The organism is Mesorhizobium sp. YIM 152430, from assembly GCF_029210365.1.
In the GTDB taxonomy this organism is placed as follows: domain Bacteria; phylum Pseudomonadota; class Alphaproteobacteria; order Rhizobiales; family Rhizobiaceae; genus Aliihoeflea.
Genome location: NZ_JARGES010000018.1, coordinates 494,187 through 509,968 on the forward strand (window position 1 = coordinate 494,187; position 15,782 = coordinate 509,968).

General features: G+C 64.6%; 17 protein-coding genes. 11 read left to right on the forward strand and 6 right to left on the reverse strand.

The window, feature by feature from the left end:
- The first annotated feature begins 9 nt into the window (after nt 1–9).
- The 8 genes from PZ895_RS04845 (at nt 10) to PZ895_RS04880 (ending at nt 6,594) form a co-directional block, all read left to right on the forward strand.
- On the forward strand, nt 10–1,218 hold the full coding sequence (locus tag PZ895_RS04845; RefSeq protein WP_275837851.1) for an acetyl-CoA C-acetyltransferase: 1,209 nt from the start codon (nt 10–12) through the stop codon (nt 1,216–1,218).
- A gap of 22 nt (nt 1,219–1,240) precedes the next feature.
- Nucleotides 1,241–3,457, forward strand: a complete 2,217-nt coding sequence (locus tag PZ895_RS04850) for a 3-hydroxyacyl-CoA dehydrogenase NAD-binding domain-containing protein (protein WP_275837852.1) — start codon at nt 1,241–1,243, stop codon at nt 3,455–3,457.
- A 65-nt stretch (nt 3,458–3,522) separates the two neighbouring features.
- The gene (locus PZ895_RS04855; protein WP_275837853.1) at nt 3,523–4,065 is read left to right on the forward strand and encodes a thioesterase family protein; all 543 of its coding nucleotides are present in this window, start codon (nt 3,523–3,525) and stop codon (nt 4,063–4,065) included.
- Nucleotides 4,066–4,092: 27 nt separating this feature from the next.
- Nucleotides 4,093–4,299, forward strand: coding sequence for a hypothetical protein (locus PZ895_RS04860; RefSeq protein ID WP_275837854.1), 207 nt, complete (start codon nt 4,093–4,095; stop codon nt 4,297–4,299).
- Complete coding sequence (locus PZ895_RS04865; RefSeq protein WP_275837855.1) at nt 4,289–4,600, forward strand: type II toxin-antitoxin system RelE/ParE family toxin; 312 nt, start codon at nt 4,289–4,291, stop codon at nt 4,598–4,600. Before PZ895_RS04860 ends, PZ895_RS04865 begins: the two co-directional genes overlap by 11 nt.
- Nucleotides 4,597–5,214, forward strand: coding sequence for a 2-hydroxychromene-2-carboxylate isomerase (locus PZ895_RS04870; RefSeq protein WP_275837856.1), 618 nt, complete (start codon nt 4,597–4,599; stop codon nt 5,212–5,214). Before PZ895_RS04865 ends, PZ895_RS04870 begins: the two co-directional genes overlap by 4 nt.
- 67 nt (nt 5,215–5,281) lie before the next feature.
- Nucleotides 5,282–5,917, forward strand: a complete 636-nt coding sequence (locus tag PZ895_RS04875) for a helix-turn-helix transcriptional regulator (RefSeq protein ID WP_275837857.1) — start codon at nt 5,282–5,284, stop codon at nt 5,915–5,917.
- A gap of 2 nt (nt 5,918–5,919) precedes the next feature.
- Nucleotides 5,920–6,594 (forward strand): thermonuclease family protein, encoded by a 675-nt coding sequence (locus PZ895_RS04880; RefSeq protein WP_275837858.1) that lies wholly within the window; start codon nt 5,920–5,922, stop codon nt 6,592–6,594.
- A gap of 2 nt (nt 6,595–6,596) precedes the next feature.
- On the opposite strand, the gene PZ895_RS04885 is transcribed toward PZ895_RS04880, so the two are convergent.
- The gene (locus tag PZ895_RS04885; RefSeq protein ID WP_275837859.1) at nt 6,597–8,252 is read right to left on the reverse strand and encodes a lysine--tRNA ligase; all 1,656 of its coding nucleotides are present in this window, start codon (nt 8,250–8,252) and stop codon (nt 6,597–6,599) included.
- 161 nt (nt 8,253–8,413) lie between these two features.
- Here PZ895_RS04885 and PZ895_RS04890 point away from each other — a divergent pair, with 161 nt between their 5' ends.
- The gene (locus PZ895_RS04890; RefSeq protein WP_275837860.1) at nt 8,414–8,872 is read left to right on the forward strand and encodes a tellurite resistance TerB family protein; all 459 of its coding nucleotides are present in this window, start codon (nt 8,414–8,416) and stop codon (nt 8,870–8,872) included.
- 6 nt (nt 8,873–8,878) lie between these two features.
- Here PZ895_RS04890 and PZ895_RS04895 read toward each other — a convergent pair whose 3' ends face one another.
- Nucleotides 8,879–9,712, reverse strand: coding sequence for a transporter substrate-binding domain-containing protein (locus tag PZ895_RS04895; protein ID WP_345803519.1), 834 nt, complete (start codon nt 9,710–9,712; stop codon nt 8,879–8,881).
- Complete coding sequence (locus PZ895_RS04900) at nt 9,709–10,998, reverse strand: ATP-binding protein (protein ID WP_275837861.1); 1,290 nt, start codon at nt 10,996–10,998, stop codon at nt 9,709–9,711. Before PZ895_RS04900 ends, PZ895_RS04895 begins: the two co-directional genes overlap by 4 nt.
- Before the next feature lie 80 nt (nt 10,999–11,078).
- Here PZ895_RS04900 and ppk2 point away from each other — a divergent pair, with 80 nt between their 5' ends.
- Nucleotides 11,079–11,981 carry a polyphosphate kinase 2 gene (gene ppk2, locus PZ895_RS04905; protein WP_275837862.1) on the forward strand — a complete coding sequence of 301 codons (903 nt, stop codon included), beginning with the start codon at nt 11,079–11,081 and terminating at the stop codon, nt 11,979–11,981.
- Here ppk2 and PZ895_RS04910 read toward each other — a convergent pair.
- The gene (locus PZ895_RS04910; protein WP_275837863.1) at nt 11,941–13,914 is read right to left on the reverse strand and encodes a glycosyltransferase family 2 protein; all 1,974 of its coding nucleotides are present in this window, start codon (nt 13,912–13,914) and stop codon (nt 11,941–11,943) included. The two genes, ppk2 and PZ895_RS04910, sit on opposite strands and share 41 nt — an antisense overlap.
- Nucleotides 13,915–14,085: 171 nt before the next feature.
- Entirely contained in the window at nt 14,086–14,700 is a 615-nt protein-coding gene (locus tag PZ895_RS04915; RefSeq protein ID WP_275837864.1) for a CDP-alcohol phosphatidyltransferase family protein, read from the reverse strand.
- Between the two features lie 134 nt (nt 14,701–14,834).
- Here PZ895_RS04915 and apaG point away from each other — a divergent pair, with 134 nt between their 5' ends.
- Nucleotides 14,835–15,227, forward strand: coding sequence for a Co2+/Mg2+ efflux protein ApaG (gene apaG / locus PZ895_RS04920; protein ID WP_275837865.1), 393 nt, complete (start codon nt 14,835–14,837; stop codon nt 15,225–15,227).
- On the opposite strand, the gene PZ895_RS04925 is transcribed toward apaG, so the two are convergent.
- A complete protein-coding gene (locus tag PZ895_RS04925; protein ID WP_275837867.1) occupies nt 15,220–15,477 on the reverse strand; it encodes a hypothetical protein in 258 nt (85 codons plus the stop codon). The genes apaG and PZ895_RS04925 overlap by 8 nt on opposite strands.
- Between the last annotated feature and the right edge of the window lie 305 nt (nt 15,478–15,782).

The window sequence follows — 15,782 nt, forward strand, 5'->3', positions numbered from 1 at the left end:
AGAACCCCGATGACTGACGTATTCGTCTATGACGCCGTGCGCACGCCGCGCGGCCGCGGCAAGAAGGACGGCTCGCTGCACGAAGTGCCGGCGGTGCGCCTCGGCGCCAAGGTTCTGGAAGCCGTGCGCGACCGCAATGGCATCGACACGGGACAGGTCGACGACATAGTCTTCGGCTGTGTCGATCCCGTCGGCGAGGCCGGCTCGGTGATCCCGCGCTCTTCGGCCTTCGAAGCGCGCTACGACATGAAGGCCCCCGGCATTCAGCTATCGCGCTTTTGCGCATCGGGCCTCGACGCCATCAATCTCGGCGCGGCCAAGATCGCCGGCGGCTCGGACGAGCTCGTCATCGCGGGCGGCGTCGAATCCATGTCGCGCGTCGGCATGGGCATGTCGGGCGGCGCCTGGTTCATGGACCCCTCGGTCGGTCTGCCGGGCTATTTCATGCCGCAGGGTGTGTCGGCCGACCTGATCGCGACCAAATACGGCTTTTCCCGCGACGACGTCGACGCCTACGCGGTCGAGAGTCAGAAGCGCGCGGCCAATGCTTGGAAGAACGGCTACTTCAAGAATTCGGTCGTGCCGGTGAAGGACCAGAACGGTCTGACGATCCTCGACCATGACGAGCATATGCGCCCCTCGACCGACATGCAGTCGCTCGCCTCGCTCAACCCGTCCTTCGTGATGCCGGGCGAGATGGGCGGCTTCAATGCCGTCGCCATCCAGCGCCACCCGGAAGTCGAAACGATCAACCACGTCCACCATGCCGGCAATTCCTCCGGCATCGTCGATGGCGCGGCGGCCGTGCTGCTCGGCTCGAAGGAAGGCGGCGCGAAGCTGTCGTCGAAGCCCCGCGCGCGCATCAAGGCTTTCACCAATATCGGCTCCGAACCGGCGCTGATGCTGACCGGCCCGGTCGACGTGACCGAAAAGCTGCTCGAGCGCGCCGGTATGGAGCTTGGCGACATCGACCTCTTCGAACTCAACGAAGCCTTCGCCTCGGTCGTGCTGCGCTACATGCAGGCATTCGACATCCCGCACGACAAGATCAACGTCAATGGCGGCGCGATCGCCATGGGCCATCCGCTCGGTGCGACCGGCGCGATGATCTTCGGCACCGTGCTGGATGAACTGGAACGCCGCGATTTGAACACCGCACTCGTCACGCTTTGCATCGGCGCGGGCATGGGCACCGCAACGATCATCGAGCGCGTTTGAGCCGGGCGGAGGAGATTTGACAATGGCTGACTACAAGAACTTCACCGTCGAAACCGACGCCGATGGCATCGCCCTCGTCACCTGGGACATGCCCGACCGTTCGATGAACGTCTTCACCGAAGAGGTGATGGACGAACTCGACAAGATCATAGATCAGGTCGCCGGCGACGCCGCGATCAAGGGCGCGGTCATCACCTCCGGCAAGGACAGTTTCTCTGGCGGCGCCGACCTGACGATGCTGAACAAGATGCTCGGCATCTTCGCCAAGGAAAAGGCGACTGATCCCGACGCCGCCATGAAGATGCTCTTCGACGGCGCGGGCCGCATGTCGTGGCTCTGGCGCAAGCTGGAGACCAGCGGCAAGCCCTGGGTCTCGGCGATCAACGGCACCTGCATGGGCGGCGCGTTCGAACTCTCGCTCGCCTGCCATGGTCGTGTCGCGGCCGATAGCGACAGCGTCAAGATGGCGCTGCCCGAGGTCAAGGTCGGCATCTTCCCCGGCGCCGGCGGCACGCAGCGCGTCCCGCGCCTGACCGATCCGCAATCGGCCCTCCAGATGCTGACGACCGGCCAGAACCTGTCGCCCAAGAAGGCGAAGTCGATGGGCCTGATCCACGAGATCGCCGCTCCCGACAAACTGGTCGAGACCGCAAAGGGTATGATCAGGAACGGCCTCAAGGCAACGCAGCCCTGGGACGAAAAGGGCTTCAAGCTGCCCGGCGGCCCGGTCTATTCGGCTGCCGGCGCGAACCTCTGGCCCCCGGCGATCGCCATCCTGCGCCGCGAGACCTATGGCAACTATCCGGCAGCGTCCGCGATCCTGAAATGCGCTTATGAGGGCCTTCTCGTGCCCTTCGACACGGCGCTCAAGATCGAGCAGCGCTACTTCACCGAGATCCTGCGCTCGACCGAAGCGGCGATGATGATCCGTTCGCTCTTCATCTCGCTGCAGGAACTGAACAAGGGCGCGCGCCGGCCGGCCGGTGTCGAGCCGTCCAGGTTCTCCAAGATCGGCGTTCTCGGCGCCGGCTTCATGGGCGCGGGCATTGCCTATGTCACGGCCAAGGCCGGCATCCCGGTCGTCCTCCTTGACCGCGACATGGCGTCGGCCGAAAAGGGCAAGGCTCATTCGGAAAATTTGGTCGACGGCGCGATCAAGAAGGGCCGCGCCAGCGATGAGGACAAGAAGAAGCTCCTTTCGCTCATCACTCCGACTGACGACTATGCCAAGCTCGAAGGCTGTGATCTCGTCATCGAGGCCGTGTTTGAGGATTCGGAGGTCAAGAAGGGCGCGACCGAGAAGACCGAGGCCGTCATCGCCGACAGCGCGATCTTCGCCTCCAACACCTCGACCATTCCGATCACCGGTCTGGCGAAGAACTCGAAACGGCCCGACCAGTTCATCGGCATCCACTTCTTCTCGCCGGTCGACAAGATGATGCTCGTCGAGATCATCATGGGCGAAAAGACCGGGGACAAGGCGCTGGCGACCGCCATCGACTATGTCCGCGCGATCAGGAAGACGCCGATCGTCGTCAACGACACGCGCGGCTTCTACGTCAATCGCTGCGTGCTGCGTTACATGGCCGAAGCCTTCAAGATGCTGATCGAGGGCGTCCCGCCGGCGATGATCGAAAACGCCGCCAAGATGGCCGGAATGCCGGTCGGCCCGCTCGCGCTCACCGACGAGACGGCGATCGACCTCGCACAGAAGATCATGAAGCAGACCATCCGCGACATGGGCGAGGGCGCGGTCGATCCGAAGCAGTTCGAACTGATCAACACGATGGTCGACACGCATGGACGCCACGGCCGCAAGAACGGCAAGGGCTTCTACGACTATCCGGCGAAGCCGGCCAAGAAGCATCTGTGGCCGGAACTGAAGACGCTCTACCCGCAGCAGGACGCCGACAGCATCGACGTCGAGGAACTGAAGCAGCGCTTCCTCGTCGTCATCGCGCTGGAAGCCGCGCGCGTCATGGAAGAGGGCATCGTCACCGATCCGCGCGAGGCGGATGTCGGCTCGATCCTCGCCTTCGGCTTCGCCCCCTATACGGGCGGCGCGCTGTCCTACATCGACGGCATGGGCGTGAAGAACTTCGTCGCCCTCGCCGAAAGGCTCGGCGCGAAATATGGCAAGGAGTTCGACGTGCCGGCGCTCCTGAAGGACATGGCCGCCAAGGGTGAGACCTTCTACCAGCGTTTCGATCCCTATGCGGGTGCTAAGAAGGCGGCCTGATAGGTCGTCGCGATCGACCGGCCGGGCGGGCAACCGCCCGGCCTTTTCATTGAGGGGAAGTCAACATGTATGTTTGGGGGCGCCTCGCGCGCATGGTGGCCACCGCGAAATCACGCGGACCGTTCCGGCCGGGCGACGAAAGCCGTCTGAAATTCCGCTGCCTGCCGTCGGACATCGACCGCAACATGCATTTGAACAATGCGCGCTACATGATGCTGGCCGATGTCGGCCGCGTCGACATCTTCCTGCGCCTCGGTTTTCTGAAGCTGGCGCGCCAGAAGGGCTGGGGGCCCATGATGGGCGGGCTGCAATCGGTCTATGTCCGCGAGATCAAGCTGTGGCAGCGTTTCGAGGTCGTCACCACCGTCGAGACCTGGACCGACCGCCATCTGATCGGCCGCCACCGCTTCCTGCACGAAGACGGCCGCACCGCCGCCGTCATCATGACCACCGCCGGCGTCTATGACCGCGGCAACCGCCGCTTCGTGCCGATCGACGAACTCATCGCCGAGCTCGGCATCGAAGCCACCCCGCGCCCGCTCCTGCCCCAGGAAGAAGCCTTCCTCGCTTCCCATCAAGGCTTGCGCGATCTGGCGAAGCAGGCTTGAATTGACCGGAACGAAACGGAGCGTGCGATGAGCAAGATCGAGATGGCATTGCGTGCCGCGGAGAAGCTGCCTCCCGAAATGCAGGAGCAGCTTGCCGAAAATCTGTTGCACTACGTGGACAAATGCCTGGCGCTGCAGGATGAAATAGCCATCGGAATCGCGCAGGCGGAACGCGGCGAACTCATCGACGGTCGGCTCGTCATGGCAGAGTTGAGAGAACGACTTGCCCGCTGAATTCGCTTTCACGGCGCAAGCGCGAGAAGATATCCGGGACATCTTCGAGTTCCTTCTGGCAGAAAACCCGCGCGCGGCCGATGCCGTGCTCACGCGGTTTGATGTTGCCGTCGAACGACTGTGCGATCATCCCCACATTGGCCCGCTCGCGCCCGAGACGGGCAGTTCATCCCTGCGTCGTCTCTCGATACATCCCTATGTCATCTACTATTCCGCGAGCGACGACCTGATCCGCATCATGCGCATTCTCCACGCTGCTCGATCGGTCGACAGCACGGTATTCGAGGCTTTCTTCAAATGACCCGCATTATCGACTACTACCTCATCGGCTCATCCCCCTACGCCTATCTCGGCCATCAGGCGCTGCATGAGATCGCGGCGCGTCACGGCGCGACGATCCGCTACAAGCCGATCGACATCATGGGCGTCTGGGCGAGTTCGGGTTCGGTCCCGCTCGGCCAGCGCACGCCGCTTCGCCAGCGCTACCGGCGGATCGAACTGCAACGCTTCCGCGAGATGCGCGGGCTGACGCTCAATCTCGAGCCGAAATTCTTCCCCGTCGATTCCGCCCTTGCCGACCGCGTCGCCATCGCGCTCGTGGAAGCGGGTGCCGATCCGGCCGGTTATCTGTGGCGCGTCCACGAGGGCGTCTGGGCGAAGGACGAGAACATCGCCGACCGCGCGCAGCTCGCCACCTACCTCACGGCCGAAGACCAGGATGCGGAGGCGATCCTAGCTGCCGCCGACACCCCGCAGGTCGAGGAAAGCCGCAAGTCCAACACGCAGTCGGCCGCGGCCAGCGACGCCGTCGGTGCGCCGGTCTATGTGCTCGACGGCGAGCCGTTCTGGGGCCAGGACCGGCTCGATCTGCTCGACGCCATGCTGACGACGGGCCGCACCGCCTACCGGCCATGAAGCTGGACAAGCCGGCCGTGTCGCGCTAACACGATCAAGGTATATTTTCCTCTAGCGGGGTGGCGCCATGCTCTCCCATGACAAGGTCTGGGCCGCGATCGATGCGCTGGCCGCGCGCAATGCGCTGTCGGCCTCGGGCCTCGCCAAGCGCGCGGGCCTCGATTCCACCGCCTTCAACAAGTCGAAGCGTCAGTCCGCCGACGGTCGTCCGCGCTGGCCCTCCACCGAATCGCTGGCCAAGATATTGGAGGCGACGGGTGCGTCGATCGACGATCTGCTCGGGTTGCTCAAGGCGAATGGCGATGCGCGTCCGGCGCCGGCGACGGTGCCGCTCATCGGCTTCGCGCAGGCCGGTGCAGGTGGCTATTTCGACGATGCGGGCTTTCCCGCCGGCCATGGCTGGGATCAGGTGCCGCTGCCGGCCGGCGCGGGCGAGGGTGCCTATGCGCTGACGGTGCAGGGTGATTCCATGCTGCCGCTCTATCGCGACGGCGACGTCCTGATCGTCGATCCGGCCGCGCAACTGCGCAAGGGCGACCGCGTCGTCGCCAAGACGGCCAGTGGCGAGGTGACGGCCAAGATTCTCGCGCGCAAGACCGCGAAGTCCGTCGAACTCCAGTCGCTCAATCCGGAGCACCCGGACCGTTCCATCCCCGCGAACGAGATCGTCTGGATGGCACGGATCGTCTGGGCGAGTCAGTAAGGATGCGTCCCGTCGCGCTCTTCGTGGGTGTCGGCGGCCTGGTCCTGGTCGGGGCCGTCGTGTTCGGCTGGGGTCAGAGCGAACGCGCGTCCGGCCCGCCCGTCTCCGAGATGTTCGGCACTCGGCCTACCGAGGAAAAGCCGCCGCCGCCTCCCAGGGCCGAACGCGTCGGTCGCCCCGTCGCGCCGATGATCGCGGCCCCGCCCGTCGACGTCACGCAACTGGAGCGCGTCGCCCCGCGCGAACCGTTGAGCCCGCTCGGCGCGCCGGAAGACCCGGCGACCCGCCCGCCGCGCGAGACGCTGCTTCACCGCCCGGTCGTCGTCGATGCCGGCACGATCGAAGCGCAAGGGCACCGCGTCGCGCTGGAAGGGATCGAGATCGTCGCCGCCGACGAAACGTGCGGGGAGGGTGGCCGTTCCTGGCCGTGCGGCGTCCATGCCCGGACGGCCTTCCGCAACTATCTGCGTGGCCGCGCCGTCGCGTGCACCGTGCCTGGCACGCCGGGCGGCGAGACGATCGTCAGCCGCTGCAAGCTCGGCCCGGCCGATCCGGCCGCGTGGCTGGTCGCGCAAGGCTGGGCGCGCGCGGCGCCCGGCAGCGGCTACGAGGACGACGAACAAGCGGCGCTCGAGGCCGGGCGCGGCATCCATGGCGCCGCGCCCGGTTCGAACTGACCTTATTTCAATTCACCCTTGAGCGCCTTACCGATCAGCGCCCGCGTATTGTCGATGCCGTAAAGCGCGGCGAACGAGCCGAAGCGCGGTCCGCGCTCCTGACCGATGAGAACCTGGTAGATCATCTGGAAGAACGCTACCGAGACGCCGGGCCCACCGGTCGGGCTCTTCTTGGCGTGGTCCTGGTAGCGCTCGATCGAGCGCGCCACGTCGAGCGCCGCGTTCTGGATCGCCTCACCGTCGGCTCCCGCGGGCAGCGCCGCAAGGCCGTCCGAAAGCGCCGCCAGAGCCTCCCGCTCCGTCTCGTCGGGCGCGCGGAACGCCTTGGTAGGCTTCACGAAGTCGTCGAAATAGCGGATCGCATAGGCGGTCAGCCGGTCGAGTTCGGGATGGGTCTGCGGCGTCACGCCGGGCGCATGGCGCGAGATGAAGCCCCACAGCACCGCCTTGTCATGCGCGTTCGACGCCGAGACGAGGTTGAGCAGCAGCGCGAAGGTCACCGGCAGTTGGATCTGCGGCGGGTTGCCGTCATGGATGTGCCAGACGGGGTTGCCGAGCCGCTCCTTCCAGTCCTGCCGCGGATAGGCGGCGAGGAACTGGTAATATTCGTCGACCGCGCGCGGAATGACGTCGAAATAGAGCTTCTTCGCCTGCCGCGGCCGCTGGAACATGTAGAGCGCGAGGCTTTCGGTCGGCGCATAGGTCAGCCATTCGTCGATGGTCAGCCCGTTGCCCTTCGACTTGGAGATCTTCTGGCCGTTCTCGTCGAGGAACAGTTCGTAGACGAAATGCTCCGGCGCCTTGCCGTCGAGGATTTCGCAGATCCGGTCATAGATCACCGCGTTGGTCTGGTGATCCTTGCCGAACATCTCGAAATCGACGCCGAGCGCGGCCCAGCGCATTCCGAAATCGGGCTTCCATTGCAGTTTAACCGCGCCGCCCGTGACGGGCAGCGTCGTCTCGGTCCCATCCTCGTCGTCGAAGGTGATGGTGCCGGCCTCCGGGTCGACCTTCTTCATCGGCACGTAGAGCACGCGGCCGGTCGTCGGTGAGATCGGCAGGAACGGGCTGTAGGTCGCCTGGCGCTCGGCCCCGAGCGTCGGCAGCATCACCTCCATGATCTGCTGGAAGCGCTTGGCCGCCAAAAGCAGAACCTGGTCGAACCGGCCGGCCTTGTAGTACTGCGTCGCGCTGGCGAACTCGTAGTCGAAGCCGAACGTGTCGAGGAAGCGGCACAGCATGGTGTTGTTGTGGTCGGCGAAGCTCGCATAGTCGCCGCCGAACGGGTTCGGCACGGCGGTCAGCGGCTTGTGCATGTGCGGCTCGAGCGCGGCGCGATCCGGCACGTTGTCGGGGATCTTGCGCATCCCGTCCATGTCGTCGGAGAAGCAGAGCAGCTTCGTCGCCACCCTGTCCTCGGTCAGGATGCGGAACGCATGGCGCACCATCGAGGTGCGCGCCACCTCGCCGAACGTGCCGATATGCGGCAGGCCGGACGGGCCGTAGCCGGTCTCGAACAGGATGGTCTGCGGCCAGTCCTTGCCCTCGTAGCGTTTGACGATCTTGCGCGCTTCCTCGAACGGCCAGGCTTTCGATGCCTTCGCCGCTTCGATAATTTCCGGGGTCAAATGCAGCGCGTTCGATCCTGAGGTCGCCATGTTGTCGATATCCGGTTTCTGAAAAGCCCGCACGCGGGCGGGCATGGTCTAAGCGGGTGCAAGGCAAGCGTCAATCTTTGGCGGGGCCGCGCGGCCGTTTGCATTGCGGTGAAGCTCCGCTCTTCCTAGATTTGAGGCCGATCCCACGAAAGGCGAAACCCATGGCGAAGACGAAACCCGAAGAGGCCCACCGCGTCCGGGAGGCTGCGCCCAGCCTGTCGCCGCAGGAGGCGATGGTCTACATCATGGTCATCACCTCGGCCGCCGACCGCGACATGGGCGACGAGGAACTCGCGCGCATCGGCGCGATCGTGCGTACCCTGCCGCTCTTCGCCGGGTTCGACCAGGCTGGAACGCTGCGTGTCGCACAGAACTGCCAGCGGGCGCTCGCTGCCGAGGGTGGCCTGCCCGAAGTGCTGGAGGCGATCCGCAATGCGCTGACGCCGCGCCTGCGCGAGACGGCCTATGCACTCGCCGTCGACGTCGCGGCGATCGACCTTGACATCCGCGAGGAGGAAGACCGCATCCTCGACATCGTCAAGGCGCGCTTCTCCATCGATCCGCTCGCCGCCGCCGCCATCGAGCGCGCTGCCGCCATCCGTCATCGCATCGACGACTGAGCTAGATTAGAAAAAGCTCACCGGAAAATAACGCAGGTAAAGCTCGGCGAAGCGGCCGCTGGCGTCGATTTCGCGAAGGGCGGAATCGAAGGCGGTCGCCAGGTCCGCATTCCCCCGTGTCACGGCGATCGACAACCCCTGGCCGAGATAATCGGGCGCGAGATAGGGCCCGCCGACGAAAACGCAGCAATCCTCGGGCTCGTCGCCGGCGAGCCAGTTGGCGATCCGCATCCCGTCCGAGAACGCCGCGTCGATGCGTCCGGCCTTCAGGTCGCGCAGCATCCAGTCCGCACGGGAGAACGGTATCGCCTCGGCATCGGGAAATTGTGCGTCCAGCAGCGCCTCGTGCGCCGAGTCGGCGACGACGCCGACGCGCTTGCCCCCGATAGACCGGTGCAGCGGCTCGGACAGGCTGGTCGAACGCCCCGCCACGAAGCGCGCGGGAAATTTGAGATAGGGGCGCGTGAAGGCGAAGCGGTCGCGCAGTTCCGCCGTCGGCGCGAGGCCGGCGATGATCGCCTCGCCATCGCCGTTCTCGAGCGCCGGAACGAGTTCGTCCCACGGCAGCGCCTGAATCTGGCAGACCGCGTCGAGCGACAATTGCCGGCAGATGTCGCGCGCAAGGTCGACATGGAAGCCGATCAACTGGTTGTTGGCGTCGAGCGAATTGAATGGCGGGAAATCGACGGTCGTCAGGAAACGGAGGCGCGGCAGATCGGCAATCTGAGGGCGCTCGATGCGCTCGCGCGCGTCCCAGAAGCTGGGAATCCGGGGGCTTTGCGCCGTCGCCTGGAACGTAATGGTAGCAAGCAAAAGGGCAGGAATGGCGGCGCGCATCATTGGGCGGTCTGGTCCTTGGCGAGCGGCAGGTGAATGGTGAAGGCCGCGCCGTCACCGGGTGTCGAACGAATTGTCAGCCTGCCCTTGTGGCGGGTCAGGATATGCTTGACGATGGCAAGACCAAGGCCCGTTCCCTTTTGCGCCCGGCTGTTTTCCACATCGACGCGGTAGAACCGCTCCGTCACGCGCGGAATATGCTCGGCCGGGATGCCCGGTCCATGATCGCGGACGCAAAGCGCCGCTTCGTCACGGTCGCTCGAAACCGCGATGTCGAGCCGTTTGCCGGACTGGCCGTATTTGCAGGCATTCTCGACGAGGTTTTCGACGACCTGCACGATCTCGTCGGCATTTGCCAGGACGCGGACGGGCTCGTCCGGCAGATCGAGCGTCAGCGCCATCTCGTTGTCGCGGATCATCTGGCCGAGCGAATCCGTCACCTCGCGCGCGAGCGCAGCAAGGTCGACCACCGCTCCCGCACCGGCGAGCGGCTTCATTTCCAGCCGCGAGAGCGAAAGAAGATCGTCGATCAGCCGCGCCATGCGGCCGGTCTGCGTGTGCATGATCTGGAGGAAGCGCTCGCGCGCCTCGGCATCGTTGCGCGCCGGTCCGCGCAGCGTCTCGATGAAGCCCGAAATCGAGGCGAGCGGCGTGCGCAGTTCGTGGCTGGCATTGGCGATGAAGTCGGCCCGCATCCGGTCGATGCGCCGTGTCTCGCTCTGGTCGCGGAAGTGAAGTGCGAAGCGGCCGTCCTCGCCGATTCGCGTCACGCTCACCTTGAAGCTTCGTTCGATGGGAACGCGTTCTGCATAATCGATGGGGCGGACATGGCTGCCGGCCAGCGCGGCTTCGACGACGTCGTGCATTTCCGGGCTGCGAAACCTCAGCGCGACGAGTTCGCCGGGCTGGATCTGGCCGAAGGCGAGCGAAGCGGCTGCATTGGCGATCAGCACGACGCCGTTCCCGTCGCACACGATCAGCGGCTCGCCGATCGCTGCAGCCAGTTCCAGGCCGCTCGGATGGGCTTCGCGTTCCAGGTTGCGACCGGAAGGGCCGGCGGGCGTCCCCACGACCGTCTGCGCCCGCGGCGCGCGGCTTGGCAGGAATGCCGCGACCAGGATCGCGATCGCGGCGACAAGGCCGAGGAAGAGGCGCTCGGCAATGACCGACATCAGCACCACGGCTGCCAGCGATATGGCAATCACAAGCGCCTGGTCGCGCAGGCGCATACGCCAGCGCGCGGCAAGCCGCCTGGCCGACGAAAGCGATGCGGAATTGTCGCTTGCCACCTTTGCCCCTTGCTCAACTTCGGCTGGACCGGAACCTTGCCCCCACATAGCATGAACCCCGCAAATCGAAAGGATATCCGATGATTGCGACGCTTTTGCCCGGCGATCCGATTGCCCCGCTGCGCCTCGATGTGCGCGGCAAGGAGCGGGTGTTCGACATCGACGGTCCCGACCTGCCGGACTGGATCGAAGACCATCACCTGACGGCGGACGATTTCCCCTATTCCGGGCGCATGGACAAGAAGGCTTACGAGGCCGCGCTCGAAAAGATGCAGGTCGAACTCGTCAAGCTGCAATACTGGCTGCAGGAAACCGGCGAGCGTGTGATGATCCTGTTCGAGGGACGCGACGCAGCCGGCAAAGGCGGCATGATCTTCGTCATCCGCCGCTACATGAACCCTCGAACGGCACGAAACGTCGCCCTGACGAAGCCGTCCGAGGTCGAGCGCGGCCAATGGTATTTCCAGCGCTACGTCGCCCATTTCCCGACCGATGGCGAGTTCGTCACCTTCGATCGCTCCTGGTACAATCGCGGCGTGGTCGAACCGGTGATGGGCTTTTGCACGCCGGCGGAAACCGAGAAATTCTTTCGTGAGGTGCCCACCTTCGAGGCAACGCTCGTCGATGACGGCATCCATCTCTTCAAGTTCTGGCTCAACATCTCGCACGAAACCCAGCTCAAGCGTTTTCACGACCGCCGGCACGATCCGTTGAAGACGTGGAAATTCTCGCCCATCGACGTGGCGGGCATGTCGCGCTGGGACGATTACACCGCCGCGCGGGACGCGATGCTGGAACGGACGCATAGTCAGGTTTCGCCCTGGATCGTCGTGCGGGCGAACGACAAGCGGCGGGCACGGCTCGCGGTCATGGCCCGCATCCTGCGGACCTTGCCTTACGAAGGGCGCGATCTGGATGCGATCGAGACGCTCGATGCGCGCATCATCTCTGACTATCGAGCGGCATCGCCGCTGCCGCGGTGATCGTCTCGCTCTGGGGAGGCCGCACCAGAACACGGCTCGGCGGATGCGGGGTCTTTTCCCAGTGATGGGGACGGCGGATGAGGTGCCAGACCGCACGCCACGCGCCATGCGACAGGGCGAGCCAGTAAAGCGGCGTGGCGAACGCCGCGCTCCAGAACCCGGGCCGTTCGGCAGGTGAAAGCGTGCGTCGTGCCAGGAGAAGGAAAGCGGCATAGCCAGCTGTGACGTTGAAGATGTCAAGGGCGAGGATCGCCGTATGATGCGTGGGCAGCGCGCCCTTGAGCGCGAAGGTCGCGCCGAGCGCGACGATCGTGATGACGAAGAACACATGTGCCAGCGCGGAAAGAACCATTCCCGCGAACAGCACCTGCATCAGCACGAAATTGCCGAAGCCCAGATCGCGCAGCAGGGCGCGCGGCGAGCGCATGTGGACGAGCCAGGTCTGCATCCAGCCCTTGAACCAGCGCGTGCGTTGCGGCAGCCATGTGTCATAGTCGACCGGCGCTGTCTCGTGCGTCGGCCGGGTGATCATGCCGACACGATAGCCATGGCGCGTCAGCCTCAGTCCCAGATCGGCATCTTCGGTGACGTTGTAGGGATCCCAGCCGCCGACGGTGTCGAGCGCTTCGCGCCGGAAATGGTTGGACGTCCCGCCGAGCGGCACCAGCGCATTCCAGGAGGCCAGCCGCGGCAGCAGCCCGCGAAAGAGCGCGGCATATTCCAGTGCGAACAGACGGGGCAAAAGGGGCCTTGATCGCGAAATGACGAGAGGCGCCTGCAAGCAGCCAAGATCGGGGCCCTCGCGGCGGAACCGGTCCCATGCCTCGCGCAACTGCATGGGATGCGGCCGGTCTTCGGCGTCGTAGAGCACGACGAACTCGCCCTTGCACTGGGGCAGGGCGTAGGCCAGCGCTTTCGGTTTCGTGCGCGGATTGCCCACCGGCACGACGATCACCTCGACGCATGGGTGCAATTCGTGAGCGGCGAGCGCGGCGTGGGTCTTCGGGTCGTCGCTTTCGCAGACGAGCTTGATTTCCAGCCTGGAGCGCGGCCAGTCGATCTTGCCCAGGGCGACGAGCAGTTCGGGAACGATCTCGGCCTCGTTTCGGAGCGCCACCAGAACGGAATAGATCGGCACCTGCGCGCAAGCGCCGGGATCGAGCCGGGCGAGTTTCAGCGGCCTCGCCGTCATCGCTGCGGCTACGCGCAGGAGAACGCAGGCCAGGAAGGCCAGGCTGCCGGCGACGTGCAGCACCGTCGCCAGGCGCTGGAATTCGAAGATGGCGAGCGTTGCAAGGCCGGTGACGAGCAGCCCCAGAACGAAACCCTGATGGCCGGTCATCACGGTGCGCGCGGAAAAAGACGGCGCAGCCTCCGCCAGTCCGGAAACGGCCCTGCGCATGAGGGAGGCCCGGCTGCGGGCCTGGATCGCCTTTCGCAGAATGCCCGGCGTGACGATCCGCAACCGGCGCCGAAGTTCGGGCTTGCCGTTCGTCAATCGCAAAAGATCGTCGAGGGAGGCGTTCAGGGGCGCGATCAGCAGCAGGGGCTGTTCGTGCGAATAATAGAAGATGGGCGGCAGGTCCCCGTCTCTCGACAGCGCCTCAAAGCGAACCGTCTTGCGCATGACGACCAGGGATGGCTCGACCTGTTCGAGGAAGGGAAGGTCCAGCAGCGCGGCAAGCGCACGGCAATAGCCTTCCTCGGTTATGACCTGGGCGGCGATCAGTTCCGCGGCGATGCTCGTTCCGTTCGTCCTGCACCGTGCCGACGCTTCCACGAGGTCGGCGGGCGCAATTCGCAGTGCCTGCGCAAGGCGCAGCCACGGCGAAAGCTCGGATGGCGCCGGCTCCTTGAATTGTGTTCTTCTGGTCGAACGTTGCGAGGTGAAGGCATCGTCGATGGAGGCGCCGCCGGCTGCGTCCTCAAGCATGACTAAGCAGTCCCGCGCAGGATATGGCTGTCCCGCGGGCATCCCGTTGCGCGTGTCACCAAAGCCCGTTCGCCCCCACCAAACCGCACTTTCGTGCAACGTTAGGTTTAGCGTGAGGCATTGTCCAGTCTCAATCTCAGGTAGAATAAAGTTTAATTTGCCTGCTCGGGATCAAGACCTGTTGCCGAAAGTCAGCCCGGCGATGATGATGCGCGAAAGCGCTGTATAAAAGCAAAGCGCGGCAAAAAGGAGCGCCAATACCGCAAACCATTCGGGAAACAGGCAGAATGCGACGAAGAAGCAGATCGTTTCGGTCGCTTCGGCCAGCCCTGTCGTGAAGAACAGCGACTTTTCCCCCCTTGCATCCGTCGACAGGCCGCGTTTTTCCGCCATCACGGCATAGGCGAGAAAGCTTGCGCCATTGACGTAGAAGGACAGGATGAGAACGGCGCCGGCAATGGAATTGGGGGCCGGATCGGCCAGCACGAAGCCGAGCGGGATCAGCCCGTAGAAGGCAAAGTCGAGCACGATGTCGAGATATCCGCCGAAATCCGTCTTCTGCGTGTGGCGCGCAACCGCGCCGTCGAGACCGTCGCCGAGGCGGCTGGCGAGAAGCAGCAGGAGACCCAGCAGATAGGCTTCGAGGCTGATGGCCACGAAAGCTGCAACTCCCGCGCCGAAGGCTGCAAGGGTGATGGCGTTTGCGGTGATGCCACGCTGCGCGAGGCTGACCGCCAAATGATCCAGCAGCGGATCGATCCTTGCCCTTGCCCAACCGTCCAGCATCGCGCCGCTCTCCTCGGATCGGTCATAGGCGAAGGACCGGCCATGCGGCGATCACTTTCGCTTCAACTTTCACGCACCACGCACCAAAATGACCAGGGCGTGCGTTATTTTCGAAGAAAGGATGCGAACAGGCAATGTATCGCACGACGACGAGCGGAATCGAGGTCACTGTCGAGCCCTTCTATTTGGAAGAGCGCTCGCAGCCGGAGGCAGGCCGCTATTTCTGGGCCTATCGGGTCACGATCGCCAATCACGGAAGCAAAGCGGTCAAGCTCGTCTCCCGGCACTGGCGCATCACCGATGCCGGCGGCAGGCTCGAGGAAGTGCGCGGCGCCGGCGTCGTCGGCGAACAGCCCGAACTCGAGCCCGGCGACAGCTTTCAGTACACGTCGGGTTGCCCGCTCGCGACGCCGTCCGGCTTCATGGTCGGCGATTACACGATGCGCGACGAAGCGGGACACGAGTTCGATGTCGCGATCCCCGCCTTTTCGCTCGACCTTCCCGGCGAACGGCATTCAGTCAATTGAGCTGGTCGTTTGCGTCCTCGGCGCTCGGGAAGAGCGAGCGGTCGACCAAGGCGCGTCCGAAACGGTACATCAGGTCCGCGGCGAGTTTCTGATCCTGCCCGAGATGGCGATTATACGCCTTGCCTGCGGCGAAGTTCATCCTTTGGGCTGCGTCGGGATCGATCTGGTGGATGGCTTGCGCAAGAAGGACGGCGATCTCGCAGACGGCTTCTGCTATCTCTTCCTCGTGCCCGGCTGACAATGCGGTCATGCTTGTTCCGATCGACTGTGTGTCGACCGATCCTGGCATCTTATGGTTTCCGCAATGCTAATCAGTCGAGCGGAACGCCCGCACCCGGCCCCGAACAGTCCGGATTCGACCATTCATCGCAAGGCGAACCCGCGTGCTCGCTCCGTCCGATCGAGTCGGATGTCACCAGTTCCGCAAAGCCTGCCGCGAATCCTGCGACGAGAAGCCAGATTATTGCCAGTCTTATGATCATCGTTCATCCGGTAGCGTTGCCCCCCGCTTGCCGAATTCCGCAGCATCGTGCAACCGCCGGATTGATGAAGCTT